This window comes from Duganella flavida (assembly GCF_009857445.1).
GTDB lineage: Bacteria > Pseudomonadota > Gammaproteobacteria > Burkholderiales > Burkholderiaceae_D > Rugamonas > Rugamonas flavida.
In genome coordinates this window covers 96,261-113,837 of record NZ_WWCN01000012.1, presented here as the reverse complement: position 1 = coordinate 113,837, position 17,577 = coordinate 96,261, and the positions used below count along the sequence as shown (strand labels likewise).

Here is a 17,577-nt window from a genome sequence, read left to right as displayed (position 1 = left end):
GGTTACTGGTTTGACCGATAAGAATGCATCCGGGGTGCAAGTCCCCGACGATCTGGCACAAGTAGGCTTTGTCTTCGGTGCTTATGGCGTTGCTGGCTGGGTTAGGATCCGTCCTTTCTCGGAAGATGCGGATGCACTCCTCAAGGTCAAAACCTGGTGGCTCGATAAACCAGCGATGCGCGATGTAGACGTCCAGCAGTGCAAACTGCATGGCGGCGATGTCGTAGCGCGCCTGGTTGGCGTGTCTGACCGGGACGCCGCTGAAGCGCTCAAGGGCGCTGCAGTGTTGATTCCGCAAAGCCGCTTCCCGGTCTTGACCGGCGATGAATTTTACTGGACTGAGTTGATCGGTCTGGAAGTAGAGAATCTCCAAGGTGAGCATCTCGGTACCGTGACTGACATGATGAGCAATGGTCCACAGTCGATCTTGCGCATTACGCCGGCCGCAGCCGCAGGCGCCAATCCCGAAGAAGTTGCGGCGCAAGAGCGCCTGATCCCATTTGTGGACGCGTTCATCAACAAGGTGGACAAGGAAGCAAAGAAGATCATTGTCGACTGGGGCCTTGATTACTAAGCGTAAAACATTGAGGGCGGTTCGCCATGCAATTTGATGTCGTAACCCTGTTCCCGGAAATGTTTACCGCGCTGACGCAGTCGGGTGTGACCCGGCGTGCGTTTGAACAGAATAAATGTGGCCTGTCGCTGTGGAATCCGCGTGATTTCACCACCGACAATCACCGCACCGTGGATGACCGTCCCTATGGTGGCGGCCCCGGCATGGTGATGATGGCCAAGCCGCTGGAGCAGACCATCGCCGCCGCCAAGCAGCGCCAGACCGATGCCGGCCTGCCTGCACCGCGTGTGGTGTTCATGTCGCCCCAAGGCAAGCAGTTGACGCACGAACGCGTGATGCAGCTGAAGCAGGAGCCCGGTCTGGTGATCCTGTGTGGCCGCTACGAAGCAGTGGACCAGCGTTTGCTGGACCGGGTAGTCGATGAAGAAATCAGCCTCGGCGATTTCGTGCTGTCCGGCGGCGAGCTGCCGGCGATGGCCTTGATGGATGCGGTGATCCGCCTGATTCCGGGCGTGCTGAACACCGATGCCTCGGCAATTGAAGACAGCTTCTTCAACGGCCTGCTGGATTCGCCGCACTACACGCGGCCTGAAACGTATGAAGGTGTGGGCGTGCCGCCGGTACTGATGGGCGGCAACCACGCCGAGATTGAAAAATGGCGCCGCCAGCGTATGCTGGAAGCGACTGCGCGCAAGCGACCGGATTTGCTTATCAAAGCGCGTGAGGCAGGACTGCTCACCAAGCGCGACGAGCAATTTTTGGCGGGTTTATAAAAATCCGCTTTGTTAAACCCCATCCTCTACTGGGCAATTTAAAAACGCGCCAGCACGATGGTTTATGGAGTCATTAAGATGAATCTGATTCAACAACTCGAGCAAGACGAAATCGCTCGTCTGGGCAAAAACATCCCTGATTTTGCACCTGGCGATACCGTAGTCGTTAACGTGAACGTAGTCGAAGGCACCCGCAAGCGCGCCCAGGCTTACGAAGGCGTAGTTATCTCCCGTCGCAACCGTGGCCTGAACTCGAACTTCATCGTTCGTAAGATCTCGTCCGGCGAAGGCGTTGAGCGTACCTTCCAGCTGTACTCCCCGCTGATCGCTTCGATCGAAGTGAAACGCCGCGGTGACGTACGTCGCGCTAAACTGTACTACCTGCGTGACCGTTCGGGTAAATCGGCACGTATCAAAGAAAAACTGCCAAACCGTCGCCCAGCGGCGAAAGCAGCCGTTTAATATCGGTTGTGTTTGGAGAGAAGGGGCGCCCGTGGGTGCCCCTTTTTTTGTTTTTAAGGAATGCACTTGGTCAAGCCATTATTCGATCCCCAGCAACTCCCGATAGACGGCATCGCCGGCGAGCCCGCCGTTGCGCTGGAGCGCCTGGCGCCCGCGTGGCTGCGTGAGCGTTTTGCCGCGCCACCCGCCGAGTGGATGGCGGAAGAGCGTGAGCGCGTGATCCCCGGCCGCGACGACCGTGCGCCGACGCCGGCCTCGGTGCTGGTGCCGCTGGTGCTGCGTCCGAGCGGCCTGACCGTGCTGCTGACCCAGCGCACCGCCCATCTGACCGACCACGCCGGCCAAGTCAGCTTCCCCGGCGGCCGTGCCGAGGACTACGACGCCGATGCCATCGACACCGCGCTGCGCGAAACGGAAGAGGAGATCGGCCTGGCGCGCAGCCACGTCGACGTGCTGGGTATGCTGCCGAATTATTTGACCGGCACCGGCTACTGCGTCACGCCGGTGGTGGCACTGGTGCAGCCGCCATTTGAGGTGGCGGCCGATCCCGACGAGGTAGCCGCCATCTTTGAAGTGCCGCTGGCCTTCCTGATGGACGGCGCCAACCACCAGCGCCTGTCTGTGGACCTGCCAGGCGGCCGCCGCAGCTTCTACGCCATGCCGTATGAGGGCTATTACATTTGGGGCGCGACAGCCGGCATGCTGCGTAATCTGTTCCATTTCTTGCGTGCAGAGTGAGAACTAGGCTATCGTAGCGACCATTAAGGCCGGACGATTTTAAGGACATACATGACTTTTCTTTCCATCTTGTGCGCGCTGCTGATCGAGCAGATGAAACCACTGCGTGCAGACAATCCGATCTACGCCGAAATCAAGAGCCTGGCGTTGCGGATGGAGACCTGGTTCAACGCCGGCCACTCGACCCACGGCCGCATGGGCTGGTTCCTGATGATGGCCCTCCTGATGGTGCCGACCGCAGTGATTTACTGGGTCCTGCGCCACTACGAGCTGACCTACGCCGCCTTTGCATGGAACGTGCTGATCGTCTACCTGACGCTGGGCTTCCGCCACTACAGCCACTATTTCACTTCGATCCAGCTGGCCCTGAACGCGGGCGATGAAGCCGCTGCGCGCGTCTTGCTGGCCGAATGGACCCGCCAGGACACGGTAGGCATGGAAGCTGCCGAAATCACCCGCCTGGCGGTGGAGAAATCGCTGATCACCACGCACCGCAATGTGTTCGGTGTGTTCTTCTGGTTCCTGATGCCGCTGGGTCCGGCCTGCGCCGTGATGTACCGTGTCTCCGAGCATTTGGCGCGCGCCTGGAACGAGCCTGAACACATGCGCAATGAGGCCTTCGGCCAGTTCGCCGCCCGCGCGTTCTACTGGATCGACTGGATCCCGGTACGCCTGACTGCCGTGGCCTTTGCCGTGGTCGGTAACTTTGAAGATGCGATCTACGCCTGGCGCAATTTCGCTCACCGCTGGTCGAATGAAGCGGTTGGCATCATCCTGTCGGCTGGCGGCGGTGCCATGGGTGTGCGCCTCGGCACGCCGGCGGAAAACGCGGTGAAAGCGCAATTCGTCGACGCCACCACGGTGGACGTGGAAATCGAGCCGGATGTGATGCCGGGCGACGAGCCTAGCATCCGCGCTTTGCAGAGCACGGTCGGCCTGGTCTGGCGCGCACTGTTGTTGTGGATGCTGTTGTTGTTGCTGCTGTCGAGCGCTGTTTGGTTCGGCGGATAGGCAGAAGCAGGTACAATAGCGGTATTGCCGTGGTGCAGGGCAACTATCTCCTGCACCAAAGTGGGATCTTCCTTGAAAAAGACGTTACCAATCAAGGGCTTACTTATTTAGGTCTTCTATAAGATATAATACGTAAGATTCTTTCCTCATCCACGCAGAAGCAGCCGCGCCTATGTCCGTTCAAAAACCGGCAGAACAGCAAGATTCGTTCTTCATCCTTGGCCAAACCAGCAATGGCAGGCAGTTTCGTCCCAGCGACTGGGCTGAGCGTCTGTGCGGCGTGATGGCCTGCTTCAAGCCGGAAGGTACCGGCGGTGGCCGCGACTCCCATTTGCAGTTCTCGCCTTACGTGACGCCGACCGTGGTCAACGGCGTGAAGTCGGTGGTGGTCAATGGCAAGCTGCGCGGCCTGGAGCCGATGGCCTATCACTTCGTGCTGTCCTTCGCCAAGGACAACGACCTGCAAGTGGTCGACGCCTGCCTGGTTCCCGAAAAGAATTAATTCTCACTTAATTATCTGTTAAGTATCTGTTCACCGCCTCGCGGTGGGCGTATGCTGCGTGTTCCATCTTTTTTCGCGAGAAAATATGAACAACAGCCGCCTGAAACACGCCGCCATCGCCAGCCTTCTGCTGTGCGGAATGTCCTTCGTTGCTACCGGATCTGCCTGGGCCGCTGCTCCAGCTGCGCCTGCGCTACCGGCCGGCGTGGTCAAGGGGCCATCGGTCGAAGGCATCACCGAGTACCGGTTGCCGAACGGCCTGAAAGTGCTGCTGTTCCCGGACGCCTCCAAGCCTACCGTCACCGTCAACGTCACCTACCTGGTTGGCTCGCGCCACGAGAACTACGGTGAAACCGGCATGGCGCACTTGCTGGAACATATGATGTTCAAAGGCTCGCCGAAAAATAAAGCCATTCCGAAGGAGTTCTCCGAACGCGGCATGGAGTTCAACGGCACCACCGCCAACGACCGCACCAACTACTACGAAGTATTCCAGGCCAGCCCGGGCAACCTGAAATGGGCGCTCGATATGGAAGCCGACCGCATGGTCAACTCCTTCGTCGCGCGCAAGGACCTGGACTCGGAAATGACGGTGGTCCGCAATGAGTACGAATCGGGCGAGAACAACCCATTCGGCGTGCTGCTGAAGCGCATGCAGAGCATTGCCTACGATGCACATGCCTACGGCCGCTCCACCATCGGCAACCGCAGCGACATCGAGAACGTCAAGATCGAGAACCTGCAAGCCTTCTACAAAACCTACTACCAGCCGGACAACGCGGTGCTGCTGGTGGCCGGTAAATTCGATCCGGCGCAAACGCTGGCGTGGATCAGCGGTTCGTTCGGCAAGATCCCGAAACCGAAGCGCGTGCTGCCGCCTTTCTGGACCGTCGAGCCGACGCAGGATGGTGAGCGCAGCTTCACCGTGCGCCGCAAGGGCGATGTGCAGATCGTCGCGCTGGGCTACAAGATTCCAAGCTCGCTGCAGGCTGACAGCGATGCGATCAGCTTCATGTCGCAAATCCTTGGTGACGAGCCGACCGGCCGTTTGCACAAGCAGCTGGTGGAGAGCGGCAAAGCCGCGCAGGTGTTCAGCTTCGGCATGACCGGTTATGCACCGGGCCTGCAAATCATAGGCGCGGTGGTCAAATCGGGCGAACCGCTGGAGCCGGTGCGCCAGGCGCTGACCGAGGCAGTGGAGAGCTTCGCCAAAACGCCGCCGACCGACGAAGAGATGGAGCGCACCCGCCGCAACTTCGCCAACTACATCGAGAAGTCGCTCAACGATCCGCAGCGTGTGGGTGTGACCTTGTCGGAAGAAGTGTCGCTGGGTGACTGGCGTCTGCTGTTCCTTGGCCGCGACAAACTGCCGGAGATCACCTCGCAGCAAGTGGCCGAGGCAGCAGGGCGCTACCTGAAGCGCGACAACCGCGTGGTGGGGGAGTTCATCCCGGAAGACAATCCGCAGCGCGTCGATATTCCCGCTGCGCCGACCGTGGCCGAAGTGCTGAAGGACTTCAAGGGCAAGGACAGCGTGCTGACCTCGGAAGTGTTTGATCCGAGCCAGGACAACATCAACGCCCGCACGGAAATCAAAACCATCGGCGGCCTGAAAGTAGCGCTGCTGCCGAAGAAAAATCGCGGCGAAACTGTGGCGGTGAGTTTGAGCCTGCACTGGGGCGACGAGAAGAACCTCGCCAATACCGCTGTGGCATCGGCCATCGCCAACGAGATGCTTATGCGCGGCACCAGCAAGTACACGCGCGAGCAATTGGCTGACGCCTTCTCCAAGCTGAAGATCACCGGCTCGCCGTACCACTTCGAAACCACGGGGCCTAACCTCGACGCGGCGCTGCGCCTGGTGGCGCACGTGCTGAAGGAGGCCAGCTTCCCGCAGGCGGAGTTTGAACAACTGCGCCAGCAGTGGATCGTTGGCCTGGAATACTCGCGCAGCGAACCGCAGGTGCTGGCCAATGAAGCCATCGAGCAGCACTTCAACCACTATCCAAAAGGCGATGTGCGCAACGCGCTGACCGTGGCTGAGCGTCTGGAAGCCATCAAGGCGCTGAAGCTGGAAGACGTGGTGGCCTTCCACCGCAACTTCTACGGTGCGGATCACGGCCAGCTGTCCATCGTCGGTGACTTTGACAAGGCAGCGATCAGCAAAACCATCGATGAAAGTTTCACTGGCTGGAGCAGCAAGGCATCGTATGCGCACATCCTGAACACCAACGTGGATAAGGCGCCGTTGCACGCGTCGCTGAATGCGCCGGACAAGGAAAACGGTTCCTACAACGCGCGCATGTCGCTCGACCTGAATACCGACGACGCCGATTACGCGCCGCTGGAACTGGCCAACTACATCTTCGGCGGCGGCGCGCTGAAATCGCGCATGATGGACCGCATCCGCCAGAAGGATGGCTTGTCTTACGGTGGTGGTAGTGGCGTCTACGCCGGTGATGAAGACCGCGCTGGTAACTTCGGCATGGGCGCTATCGCCGCACCGCAAAACCTGAAAAAACTGGAAGCCGCGATCCGCGAAGAGCTGGAGCGCGCGCTGAAAGACGGCTTCACGCAAGCGGAATTGGACGGCGCCAAATCGGGCCTGCTGCAACAGCGCTTGCAGAACCGCGCCAAGGACAGCGTGGTGGCGTCGGGCTGGAACCATAATCTGTTCATGGGCCGTACCTACGCCTGGAGCAAAGCGTACGAAGCCAAGCTGAAAGCCGCCACGCTGGCGCAAGTGAATGCGGCCTTCCGCAAGCACATTGATCCAGCCAAGTTGTCGGTGGTTGTCGCTGGCGACGAAGCCAAGGCCGCAGCTGCGGAAGCCAAGAAGCCTTAAAACTTCGGCAGGCGATCCAGCGTGATGACGTTTGGATCGCCGTAGATTTTGCGCTTGTGGGCGTTGGTGTTGTGGTGTTCACCGGTCCAAAAATTATTCGGGCTGGTGACGCCGGCTTCGCCTGCCGCGTCGTTCCACACCATGAACCATAGCCAGCGCTGGCCGTCCTGCATATCGGGAATGTGGCCGGTCTCGGTCAGCGCGATTGGCTTGTTGTGCTGCTGCGCCTTGCGCCACGCTTCGGCGAAGGTATTGTCGTAGATGTCGTAGCCGGTGATGTCCACTACGTCGTCGCCCGGATACCATGCCGGGTCTTGTCCATTCCATACCCAGATCAAGTTGTGCAGGCCGTGCGTGTTCACCAGGCGGTCGTACAGATGCCGCCACAGCGCGATATAGCCTTCGCGCGAGGTACCCCACCAGAACCAGCCGCCCGATGCTTCATGCAGCGGACGCCATAGCACCGGCACCTTGGCCGCTTGCAGGCGCTTGAGCTCCAGCGCGATGCGGTCGATGTCGGCGTCGATCTGCCGGTAGTCGCTGACCGGCAGGCGGTAGGGCGTCTCTTTGGTGTAGAACTTGCCGTTGGCGATGCGCCAGTGCCAGTGGAAGGAGACCAGGCCGCCCTTGGCGTTCCACGCGATGGCTTCCTCGGTCTGGTGTTTGCCATCGCCTTCGGTGGCGTCGACATAGTTCATAAAATCGTAGCCCATCAGCGCGGGATATTTGCCGATATCGGCATGCACACGTTCTGCCATATCAGTCGCATCGCGCCACGTCAGGTCGGACTGCCCAGCGATGGTGGACTTGCCCCACACGCCAAGCAGGTAATCGTAGACCGCCTGTGTTTTCACATCACGCGGCGCAGCGTTGGCCAGCGGCAGGGCAAGAGCCAGAAGTAGGGGGAGATATCTCATGCCGTTGAATGTAGCGCCACGCCGTGCCGCTAGCAATCAACTGCTTAATTTCGGTGCGTGTTTAGTTTGTTCGGTTCTAGTTGCGGAAATAATCGGCTCTCTTACCCGCGAAAACAGGTAGCCGTTTAATTCTGTTAATTGAAAGCGACGTCTTCAAGACGGATGCGCCACTTGCGGAGGGGAGTGAGGTGGGGCGTGCCGCGCTAACCTCCACTGCCGCTGTCTCAGGCGAGGTGGCATTGAGCCGTGTGGATGGGGGATGCATTTGGGCCTGCGCTCGCTGACTTCCCGTCCTTTGTGGATGATGTGGTCGCCCTCTACGCGCGCATAATTGTGCTCACCGTAACTCCATGAGCGTAGCACGGTGCCTTCGGGCAGAAAGAGACATTTCCATTGATAGCCATGGAGGCCGTTCGGATCGGCTGTCTTCGGGAACTGTTTCTTATCTGTTAGCCAGAGCTCGACTGCACTGACGATTGCTGCAGAAACGTCCGTCGAACCCGAGCGGGCCTCGGAAAACACTCCCGCGTGTGTATTCTGCCGGAAAAAAAAGCCCGCCAGGGCCGGGGAAAGCCGTGGCGGGCACAGACTACACAATGAAGAGCTTACGTGTTACGCATCTTGGCCATTTCATCCAGCACGGTGCGATGGTCGCGGAAGTTGAGGGCGCAGCGGCGCATGAAGTCGTCCAGCGGCGCCAGCGTGTCGCCCGCGACGCCGCCTTCAATAGCAGGGAAGGTGCCCATGCCGGCCAGCAGCGCATACCAGGAGCCGATCGGGTAGAAGCGCTCGATGTTCTGGCGCCGCACCTCCGCTACCAAATCCTTGCCTTCGATCCAGGTCTGGAAGATGTGCTTGAGCGAGTCTGATACGCCGCTCAGATTCTCCGCATTGGCGCGCCAGTACGGCGTGTCGGTGCGGCTGTTGGTCTTGTAGTGGGCCACGATGTAGTCGCGGTGACCGTCGAAGTAATCGTGAATCTCCTGGTTGTACAGGTCTTGCGCCTTCTCGCTCAAATCGCCTTTTTCCAGGAATAGCAGGAAGATCGCAGCGGTCATTTGCGTCAGGTACAGCGCGGTCGCCTCCAGCGGTTCGAGGAAGCCTTGCGACAGGCCGACCGCCAGTACGTTGCGGTTCCAGTGCTTGGTCACGCGGCCCAGTTTCATTTTCAGGTGGCGCGCTTGTGTGTCCGACTCCAGCAGACCGAGTTTGGCGCGCAGTTCGTGCTCGGCCTGATCGGCGGAGACGAAGGAAGAGCTGTACACATAGCCGTTGCCGAAACGGTTGGTGAGCGGGATCTTCCACGCCCAGCCATGCTGCATGGCGGTTGATACGGTTTGGGTCGGGATCTTGTCGCCGATCTCGCTCGGCATGGCAATCGCCGAGTCGTTGAACAGATTATCCGCGTAGCTGACAAACGGCGTCTCCAGCGTTTTACCGATCAGCAGGGCGGAGAAGCCGGAACAGTCGATGAAAAAGTCGGCTGCCAGCTGTTCGCCTTCCTGCGTGGCGACGGCGGCGATGTCGCCGCGTTCGTTCATCACCGCATGCGTCACGTGGCAGACCTTGTGTTGCACGCCCAGCGCGGCTGCGCGCTTGTGCAGGAACTGCCCCAGCAAGGTGGCGTCGAAGTGGTAGCCGTAGGTGGTGAAGAAGGGGAAGTTCTCGGCGCCGATCGGCGCCAGGCAATCGTCGCTCAAACGCGACGACAGGAAGTAGCGGTTGGGACGGGCGTCGATCGCAGCGCCGCGCTGGCGTGAATGGACGCTTTCCATGAAGTTCGGCAGGGTCAGGTTATCGACCATGGTGGCGAACTGGTGGAAGTAGCTTTCGTATCCGGGTTTGGTGGACCAGCCATCAAACGTGATACCGCTCTTGTAGGTGGCATGACATTCGGGCATCCACTCCGCTTCGGCGATGCCGAGGCTGTCGAAGTAGCGCTTGAGCGCCGGCGTCGAGCCTTCGCCGACGCCGATCACGCCCACGCTGGGCGATTCCAGTACCGTGATCTCGACGCCGGTTTTAATCAGGGCGTCGCCATACATCAGGGCCGTCATCCAGCCGGCGCTGCCACCGCCGACGATGATGATTTTCTTGGGAGGCGAGGTCACGTTCATGATGGTGTAATGAGAATAAGCTGCGACAAAAAAAGACGGAGCCCGAAGGCCCCGTCCGGACTACGTTTTAGAACTTGGCGTGCAAGGTGAAGTACACCTGGCGACCGTTCTTATACAGCGAGCCTGGCAGGTCCATCGCGCCTGGCGTGTGGATCACCGAACGCACCAGCGGGTTGTTGAGGTCTTTGCCATCCAGCGTGAAGCTGTAGATATCGCTGATCTGGTAAGCCAGCGATGCCGACAGGGTGCCGATTGGCGCCTGGAAGGCGGCGCTGTTACGGCTGGTGCCGTTCAGGAAGCCCGAACGCCAGCTGTAGGTCACGCGGGCGCTGAACTTGTCCTGCTCGTAGAAGGCGCCGAGGTTGTAGGCGTTCTTCGAGGTACCGATCAGGGTGCAGTCCTGGAAGGTCAGGGCGCCGCATGGCGAGCCAGGTGCGTGGCCGGTTTCTTTACCCAGCGTGTAGGTGTAGTTGGCGTTCACACCAAAGCCGCGGCCGATGTCCTGCACGTACGACAGCTCCAGACCTTTGACTTCCGCCGTGGTGTTGACCGGGGTCGACACCTGGTACACGGTGTTCTGCTTTTGCAGCTGGTTGTAGAAGGTCGCCGTGCCGGAGCCGTAGGTGACGTAGCCGTCCAGTGCCGAGTAGAAGGCATCCGCCGAGATCATCGACTTCGGTGCGAAGTACCACTCCACGCCCATGTCGTAGTTGTTGGCGCGGATCGGACGCAGGTTCGGGTTACCGACGTTACCGGTGCCCTGTACGTCGCGCAGGTCGACGCCAGCCATCATGCCCAGTTCAGGACGCGCCATGGTGCGGCTGGTGCCGAAGCGGGCTACCAGGTCCTTGGTGACGTCCAGGCGGAAGTTGGCGCTTGGCAGGAAGTCCATATAGCTGTTGGAGTAGCGCTTCGGTTCGAAGCCGCCCGATGGGCCGATTTCGAAGCGGTTCACTTCTTCCGTGGTGTGGACGACGCGCAGGCCGAAGTTACCGGACAGGCTCTCAGCAGCGAAGTTAGCCATCACGAAGGCCGACTGGGTCGGTTCCTTGATGGTGAATTCGCTTTGTTTCAGGTCGCCCGAGTAGCTGCCGTATTTCGACAGCCAGCCGTTGACCGCGTCTTGCGAGAAGGTCCAGTAGCCGGCGCCTTTGGCGCCCAGGTCGTTGAAGTCGCTCGGGAACGAGGTCAGGCCGGACATCGGCAGGTTGGCCACCGAATCCAGGCCAGGCAGGGCGTTGATACCGATCGAGGTCAGGTCACGTTTGTGCTCCGCCACGCGGCCGCCGAACTGCACGGTGCTGACTGCACCCCAGTCAGCGCGCAGGGTACCGTTCAACTCACCGTAGGTTTCCTTGTCGTTCGCGGTCACGTGCGAGCCGTAGGTGTACGGCGTGGCTTGCATGCCGCCGATCGAGAACTTGTCTGCGCCCGGGGTGGTGTAGATCACTGGCGAACCTGCGCCGCTGATGCTGTAGCTGCCGCCGGTGTATGGCATCCAGACGCCCAGCGCGCCGCTGACGGTGTTGCCGATACCTTTGGTGGTGCCCAGGCGACCTTTCAGGGTCAGCTGGTCGTTGACGCGCCATTTGGCATCGACGTCAAAGAACTGCGACTGCGATTCCGCCACAGGACGGCTGAACTCTTCCTGCACAGCGCTCGACATGGTGGCGCATGGTGCGCAATTGGCTGGCACGGTAGCGTTCAGCTGGGTGATCACGCCGTTGCTCAGGGTGCCAGTGACAGCGCCGGTTGGGAAGTTGGTGGTGGCCCACGACGGCGCCAGGAAACGACCCAGCGACTGCATGAAGTTGTGGTTGATGTTCGGTGCGTCCAAGTGCGAATGGAAGGCCGTCAGGTCGATCATCAGGTCGCTGCTTGGCTTGATCTGTACGTCAACCAGGCCGCCGTTACGGGTGCGCTTCTGTTCGAACCATGCGGTGCCGCCCAGGAAGTTGGCGATGGCGCCCGCTGCTGGCGTGGTTTTGATGGCAGTGCCGGCGCCAGGGATAGCCTGGTCGATCGGGCTGCCTGGATCAACGTGGTCGTACCAGATCTGGTTTTCCTGGCCGACGCGGCTCAGGGTACGTTTTTCGTGGAAGCCTTGTACCAGCACGCCCAGGGTGCCCTGGTCATTCTTCCAGGCGATCAGGCCGTTGATTTGCGGGTCGGTCTTGCCGGAGTTGGACGAGTTGACGCCGCCAACGCTGATTTGCGCGTTGAGGGTTTTCTTGAAGTCCAGCGGCTTGCGGGTTTCGATATCGACGACGCCTTCAGCGCCGCCTTCCAGCAGGCTGGCTTGCGAACCTTTGTGCACGGTCACGCGGCCGATCAGTTCCGATGGGAACAGCGAGAAGCTGACGCTGCGGCCACCGCCGACGATGTTGTCAGCGAACCAGTCGCCGCTCGATACCGAGTGGCCGTTCAGGGTGGTCAGGGTCAGGCCGAACGGGGTGCCGCGCAGTGCCACGCGGTCGTTCTCGCCGAACGAGCCTTCGCCGCCGCCGGCTGCTGCCACGCTCACGCCTGGCAGGCGTTGCAGCGAGTCAGCCACGTTTTTGTCTGGCATCTTGCCGACGTCTTCTGCGGTGATGACTTCCACCAGCGTGTCGGAGTTGCGCTTCTGGTTCAAGGATTGCTGCAGCGAGGCGCGGATACCGGTCACGACCACTTCTTGTGGTGCGTCGGTTTTTTCCTGTGCCTGTGCCGACATTGCGGCGCCCATAATCATCAGGCCGACCGCAGTAGCGATAGGCGTCAGCTTGGACAGTTTGCTGTTATTCGAATTGTGATGCATTGTTCCCTCCCGTTGAAGAAGGCTCCGCCGAGCCCCCTGATTGTTGATGTGCTTCTTTTAGATCACGTTCAAAACCAATCCAACGCCAATATACTCGCGTTTCAATACCAGATCACTACCACTTTAAAATTCTTTTTTGTTATGTTGTATGCAGCCTACAAAGTATCTTTTAGGCAATCACATAAGACCGGATAGATGGTGGTATGGAAAGCGGGTGTGCGCGTATGCAACACGTATAAAGCCTTTACCTAAAGGCGATATGCGATTTGATCGGTTTTTTTAAGAAGTGTTGCAGCGCAGCTGGATTTGCTGTGGTCTTTTTTTGGTATTATCGTCGGACAATTACGGAGAGGACGTCACCATCGTTATGAAAAGCGATCAAACGACACCACTGGTACACATCCGGCAGCACCTCAATGAGACCAGTAACCTGCCTTTGTACCAGCGCTTGCAGCGTGCCTTGCGCTCTGCAATCGAGCTCCAGTTACTCAAGCCGGAAGACGCCTTGCCGGCTGAACGGCAGCTGGCCGCCGACCTGGAAATCTCGCGCATCACGGTGCGCAAGGCGATCGACGGTCTGGTGAGCGAGGGCGTGCTGATACGCCGCCCGGGCTCGGGCAACTTCATCAACACCCGCATCGAAAAGAACTTCTCCAAGCTGACGTCCTTTTCGGAAGATATGCGTGCACGCGGGCGTACGCCGCGCAGCGTGTGGCTGAAACGTTCGGAAGGGACGGTGACGCCGGATGAAGCGATGCGCTTGCGGCTTAGTCCCGGCTCCAAGGTGTACCGCTTCAACCGCATGCGCTATGCCGATGATGTACCCATGTGTCTGGAATACGCGACCATCGTCGCTTCCTGCCTGCCGTCGCTGGATGCGGTGGACATCTCCATGTACGACGCGCTGGAAAAATCCGGCAACCGTCCGGTGCGCGCCTTGCAGCGCTTGTCGGCACTGCTGCTGAACGCGGAGCAGGCCATGCTGCTGCAAGCGAAAGAGGGCGATGCGGGGCTGGCGGTGGAGCGGCTGGGCTTTTTGCGCGACGGACGCGCGGTGGAATTCTGCCGCTCCTACTTCCGTGGCGATATGTATGACTTTGTGGCAGAACTGAATGCGAGCTAAATTAATTCCCTTGGTGGCTGCGCTGGCTTTTACGCCGGCGCTGGCGTCTGAAGTGGTGGGCTATTACCCTGGCTGGAAGCATGAAGCCTTCCCTGTGTCGGCGGTCGATGCCAGCCGTTTGACGATGGCGCTGTATGCCTTCGTCGACCTGTGCTGGGACGGCAAGCATGGCAATCCCGAACCGTCGGTGAATTATGTGGTGGCCTGCCAGGAGCCGCTCAACGGCGCGCTGGCATGGCGTAACGAAGCGGAGGACAGCGCCAACCTGCGCGCTCTGGTGGCCTTGAAAAAACAGCATCCGCAATTCAAAGTGGTGATCTCGGTTGGTGGGTGGGATTGGTCGAATCGTTTCTCCAACGTCGCCGCATCGGCGCCGGCGCGCGCCAACTTCATCGCTTCGACGCTGAAGGCGATGCGCCAGTACGGGCTGGATGGGGTGGACCTCGATTGGGAATATCCCGGTGAAGCGGGCGTGCCTTGCGTGGCGGGCGAAGTGTGTGCGCGTCCCGAGGACCGGCAGAACTTCATCACGTGGGCGCGCGAACTGCGCGCGGCCTTCGATACAGCGGGCCAGCAGGATGGTAAGCATTACACCATCACGATTGCGGCGGGCGCCAATGGCAACTACGTCGGCGACGGTGCGTGGGTGAAGGAGCTGTCGCGTAGCCTGGACTGGATCAACATCATGGCCTACGACTACCACATGCCGTGGGAGAAAAGCACTGGCCACCACGCGGCGCTGTACGCCGATCCCAAAGATCCAGTGATGGCCAACGGCTTCTACGCATCGGGTTCAGTGCAGCGATATTTGAGCGCTGGCGTGACGGCGGATAAGCTGGTGCTGGGCGTACCGTTCTATGGCTACGGCTGGAAAGGCTGCGCGGCGGGGCCGGATGGCGATGGCCAGTACCAGCCTTGCGCGGGCGGCGTCACTGATGGCATCAACGGCGGCAATTCATACGGCTACGGCATGGTATTGGCGAAGCCGGGCAAGCGTTTCCGCAATGTCGCTGCCAAAGTGCCGTACCTATACGACGCGGCAGGGCAGGTGTGGATTACGTATGAAGATCCCGAGTCGCTGCAGGAGAAAGCCGGCTACATCAAGCAGCAAGGCCTGCGCGGTGCGATGTTCTGGGAGCTGAGTGCGGACGACAGCGAACACCAGATGTTGCGCACTCTTTGGAACTCGATGAAGTAAAAAAAAGCCAGCTCGAAAGCTGGCTTTTTCAAGTTACTTGGCTTCAGGCGCCGCAGTTTTCGGGCCGGTCACGTACATGATCCAGTAGCGAGCCAGGTCGGCGCGTGGGTCGGTGCCGGTTGCCAGAGGCTTCAGCGCTTCAACCGCTTCATCCTTCTTGCCGGCCAATGCCAGGGCGTAGCCCAGGCGCAGCTTGGCGTCGTCAGGATTTTTGGCCACGCCTTTGGCGATACCTTGCTTCATCAGGTCAACGCCTTTGTCGAACTGGCCCAGGGTCACGTAGTTGAAGCCCAGGTTGACCAGGCCAACACCGTCTTTCGACTTCTGTGCAGCAGGGATGCCGCTGTCGATGTTTTTCGCATCGTCAGCTGCGCCTTTGTTGGCGCTGTCGCGGATTTTTTGCAGTGCGACTTTATCCTTGCCGGCCGGGATGCCGTTCGGGTAGCCCTTGTCCATCGCGATTTTCGCTTCGGTGAAGAAGCCGCCCAGCACGGCCAGTTCGGCCTGTTCTGCGTAGTCTTCAGGTTCCATCTTCGACGGCACGGTGACGGCTTTCAGGCGCACCAGGTCCAGGTCCAGACGGTTGTTGTAGGTCTTCTTGCCGCGGGTGCGGTTCAGCAGGTCGTTCCAGTAATCTTCGGTCGGGTAGTAGCGGGTCAGCTCTTCCACGGCTTGCAGATACAGTTCGGTGTCCTTGGTCTTGATGCCGACGTTGCCCAGCAGGTTCAGTTCATCCTTCGGCGGCGCGACATTCGCGGCCTTGGCGGCGGCGATGTCTTTCAGCGCTTCGGTCTTTGCGGTGGCGAAGTCGTTTTTCAGGAAGTAAGCGCGCACGATGAACTGGCGCTGCTTGTTCTTGTCGCCCGACTCTTCGCCGTAACGCTCGAACCATTTGATGGCCTTGTCGAAGTCTTTCAGGCTGCTGTAGTAGATGCTGCCGATAGCGTCGATGAAGCGCAGTTTACTATCTTGCGGTACACGGCCCGATTCGACCATCGCGATCAAACCGTCAACTGCCATCTGCTGGTTGCCCGAGGCTTGACCCAGTTGCACGCGCAGCTGGTTCAGCACGAAGGTTTCGTATGGGGTGAGGTTAGGCATGGCCGCAGCCTGGTCGATGCGGCTCTGGAATTCGGTGTAGTTCTTTGCATCCAGCAGCGGCTTGGTCTGCGCTGGATCGATCAATTTGTAGATCTCTGGACGGACAGCGTCTTTCGGTGCTTCAGGCTTTTTTTCTTCTGCGGCTTGAACCGGGGCCATGCCCAGGATGGCTGGCGCGGCGTTCAGGCCAATGGCGGCCAACAGCAGGCTGATACGAGCAAGACGAATATGAGACATGGTTATCCTTTAAATCAAACTGGGGGATGTAAACCCGCGTATTGTTACATAAAACCGCTTCGAACTCCGAATTCAGGCGTGTTGCAGTGCACGGCCATCGGCCCCAAACAGCAGGCAGCGCGACGGCGGCAGGTAGACCTGCACCGGACTGCCGGCGTGCAGCGCCGCCGCTTCGGCGTTGTGCTTCACCGCGATCATACCGGGCAGGCCGTCCAGCGTGGTGTAGACGATGGACTGGTCGCCCAGGTACTCAACGTGGCCGACCTCCACTTGGATGACATTGTCTTCATGCTGCGGCGCAGCGATAGATAAGTGCTCGGCGCGCACCCCAAGCGTGACTTGGTCGCCCGGTTGTGTGCCGAACGACGCACCGGCGACGCTGCCGGCATGCACGATGGCGCCGCCGGGCAGGCGCACCGACACGCGGCCGCCGTCCACGGCAACCACTTCGCCGGGAATGAAATTCATCTTCGGCGTGCCGAGGAAGCCGGCCACGAACAGGTTGGCCGGTGCGTTGTACAGTTGATGCGGCGTGCCTACTTGCTCGATGCGGCCGCCGTTGAACACCACGATGCGCTGGCCCAGCGTCATCGCTTCGACCTGATCGTGGGTCACGTAGATCATGGTGGTATTCAGTTCTTTGTGCAGGCGGCTGAGCTCTACCCGCATCTGCACGCGCAGGCTGGCGTCGAGGTTGGACAGCGGCTCGTCGAACAGGAATACCTCCGGCTTGCGCACAATGGCGCGGCCGATCGCCACGCGCTGGCGCTGGCCGCCGGACAGCTCTTTCGGTTTGCGCTTGAGCAGCGGGGCGATTTGCAGGATGTCGGCCGCGCGTTCAACGGCGGCTTGCACCTCGGCCGGTTTGTGGCCAGCCAGTTTGAGCGCGAACGCCATGTTCTCGTACACCGTCATATGCGGGTACAGCGCGTAGGACTGGAACACCATCGCCAGCTTGCGCTGCGCCGGTGCGATATCGTTGGCCAGCATGCCGCCGATGTGCAACGCGCCGTCACTGATGGACTCCAGTCCCGCGATCATGCGCAGCAGGGTGGACTTGCCGCAGCCCGATGGGCCGACAAAGACCATGAATTCGCCATCGGCAATATCAAGGTCGATGCCGTGGATGACGGGCGTTTTGTCGTAATGCTTGACGATGTTACGGAGACTGACGCTGGCCAT

General features: G+C 60.0%; 14 protein-coding genes. 9 read left to right on the top strand and 5 right to left on the bottom strand.

The window, feature by feature from the left end; translation table 11 throughout:
• The first annotated feature begins 10 nt into the window (after nucleotides 1-10).
• The 7 genes from rimM (at nucleotide 11) to GTP46_RS19005 (ending at nucleotide 6,905) form a co-directional block, all read left to right on the top strand.
• Nucleotides 11-574 carry a ribosome maturation factor RimM gene (rimM, locus tag GTP46_RS19035; RefSeq protein WP_161008203.1) on the top strand — a complete coding sequence of 188 codons (564 nt, stop codon included), beginning with the start codon at nucleotides 11-13 and terminating at the stop codon, nucleotides 572-574.
• A gap of 26 nt (nucleotides 575-600) precedes the next feature.
• Entirely contained in the window at nucleotides 601-1,347 is a 747-nt protein-coding gene (gene trmD, locus GTP46_RS19030; protein ID WP_161008202.1) for a tRNA (guanosine(37)-N1)-methyltransferase TrmD, read from the top strand.
• Nucleotides 1,348-1,425: 78 nt separating this feature from the next.
• Nucleotides 1,426-1,809, top strand: a complete 384-nt coding sequence (gene rplS / locus GTP46_RS19025) for a 50S ribosomal protein L19 (RefSeq protein ID WP_161008201.1) — start codon at nucleotides 1,426-1,428, stop codon at nucleotides 1,807-1,809.
• A gap of 66 nt (nucleotides 1,810-1,875) precedes the next feature.
• On the top strand, nucleotides 1,876-2,547 hold the full coding sequence (locus GTP46_RS19020; RefSeq protein WP_371869699.1) for a CoA pyrophosphatase: 672 nt from the start codon (nucleotides 1,876-1,878) through the stop codon (nucleotides 2,545-2,547).
• Nucleotides 2,548-2,598: 51 nt separating this feature from the next.
• A complete protein-coding gene (locus GTP46_RS19015) occupies nucleotides 2,599-3,558 on the top strand; it encodes a CobD/CbiB family protein (protein ID WP_161008199.1) in 960 nt (319 codons plus the stop codon).
• Nucleotides 3,559-3,730: 172 nt separating this feature from the next.
• Nucleotides 3,731-4,060, top strand: a complete 330-nt coding sequence (locus GTP46_RS19010; protein ID WP_161008198.1) for a DUF3579 domain-containing protein — start codon at nucleotides 3,731-3,733, stop codon at nucleotides 4,058-4,060.
• 85 nt (nucleotides 4,061-4,145) lie between these two features.
• Nucleotides 4,146-6,905, top strand: a complete 2,760-nt coding sequence (locus tag GTP46_RS19005; protein WP_161008197.1) for a M16 family metallopeptidase — start codon at nucleotides 4,146-4,148, stop codon at nucleotides 6,903-6,905.
• Here the strand turns inward: GTP46_RS19005 and GTP46_RS19000 are convergent.
• The 3 genes from GTP46_RS19000 to GTP46_RS18990 form a co-directional block, all read right to left on the bottom strand.
• On the bottom strand, nucleotides 6,902-7,822 hold the full coding sequence (locus tag GTP46_RS19000; RefSeq protein WP_161008196.1) for a glycosyl hydrolase: 921 nt from the start codon (nucleotides 7,820-7,822) through the stop codon (nucleotides 6,902-6,904). The genes GTP46_RS19005 and GTP46_RS19000 overlap by 4 nt on opposite strands.
• A 605-nt stretch (nucleotides 7,823-8,427) precedes the next feature.
• Nucleotides 8,428-9,939 (bottom strand): tryptophan halogenase family protein, encoded by a 1,512-nt coding sequence (locus tag GTP46_RS18995; protein WP_161008195.1) that lies wholly within the window; start codon nucleotides 9,937-9,939, stop codon nucleotides 8,428-8,430.
• A gap of 67 nt (nucleotides 9,940-10,006) precedes the next feature.
• Nucleotides 10,007-12,736 (bottom strand): TonB-dependent receptor, encoded by a 2,730-nt coding sequence (locus GTP46_RS18990; RefSeq protein ID WP_161008194.1) that lies wholly within the window; start codon nucleotides 12,734-12,736, stop codon nucleotides 10,007-10,009.
• Between the two features lie 367 nt (nucleotides 12,737-13,103).
• Between GTP46_RS18990 and GTP46_RS18985 the strand changes: the two genes are divergently transcribed.
• On the top strand, nucleotides 13,104-13,859 hold the full coding sequence (locus tag GTP46_RS18985) for a GntR family transcriptional regulator (protein ID WP_161008193.1): 756 nt from the start codon (nucleotides 13,104-13,106) through the stop codon (nucleotides 13,857-13,859).
• A complete protein-coding gene (locus tag GTP46_RS18980) occupies nucleotides 13,849-15,057 on the top strand; it encodes a glycoside hydrolase family 18 protein (RefSeq protein ID WP_161008192.1) in 1,209 nt (402 codons plus the stop codon). The genes GTP46_RS18985 and GTP46_RS18980 overlap by 11 nt, the downstream gene beginning before the upstream one ends.
• Nucleotides 15,058-15,090: 33 nt before the next feature.
• Here the strand turns inward: GTP46_RS18980 and GTP46_RS18975 are convergent, their stop codons facing one another.
• Nucleotides 15,091-16,395 (bottom strand): tetratricopeptide repeat protein, encoded by a 1,305-nt coding sequence (locus tag GTP46_RS18975; protein WP_161008191.1) that lies wholly within the window; start codon nucleotides 16,393-16,395, stop codon nucleotides 15,091-15,093.
• 72 nt (nucleotides 16,396-16,467) lie between these two features.
• Nucleotides 16,468-17,577 (bottom strand): ABC transporter ATP-binding protein, encoded by a 1,110-nt coding sequence (locus GTP46_RS18970; RefSeq protein ID WP_161008190.1) that lies wholly within the window; start codon nucleotides 17,575-17,577, stop codon nucleotides 16,468-16,470.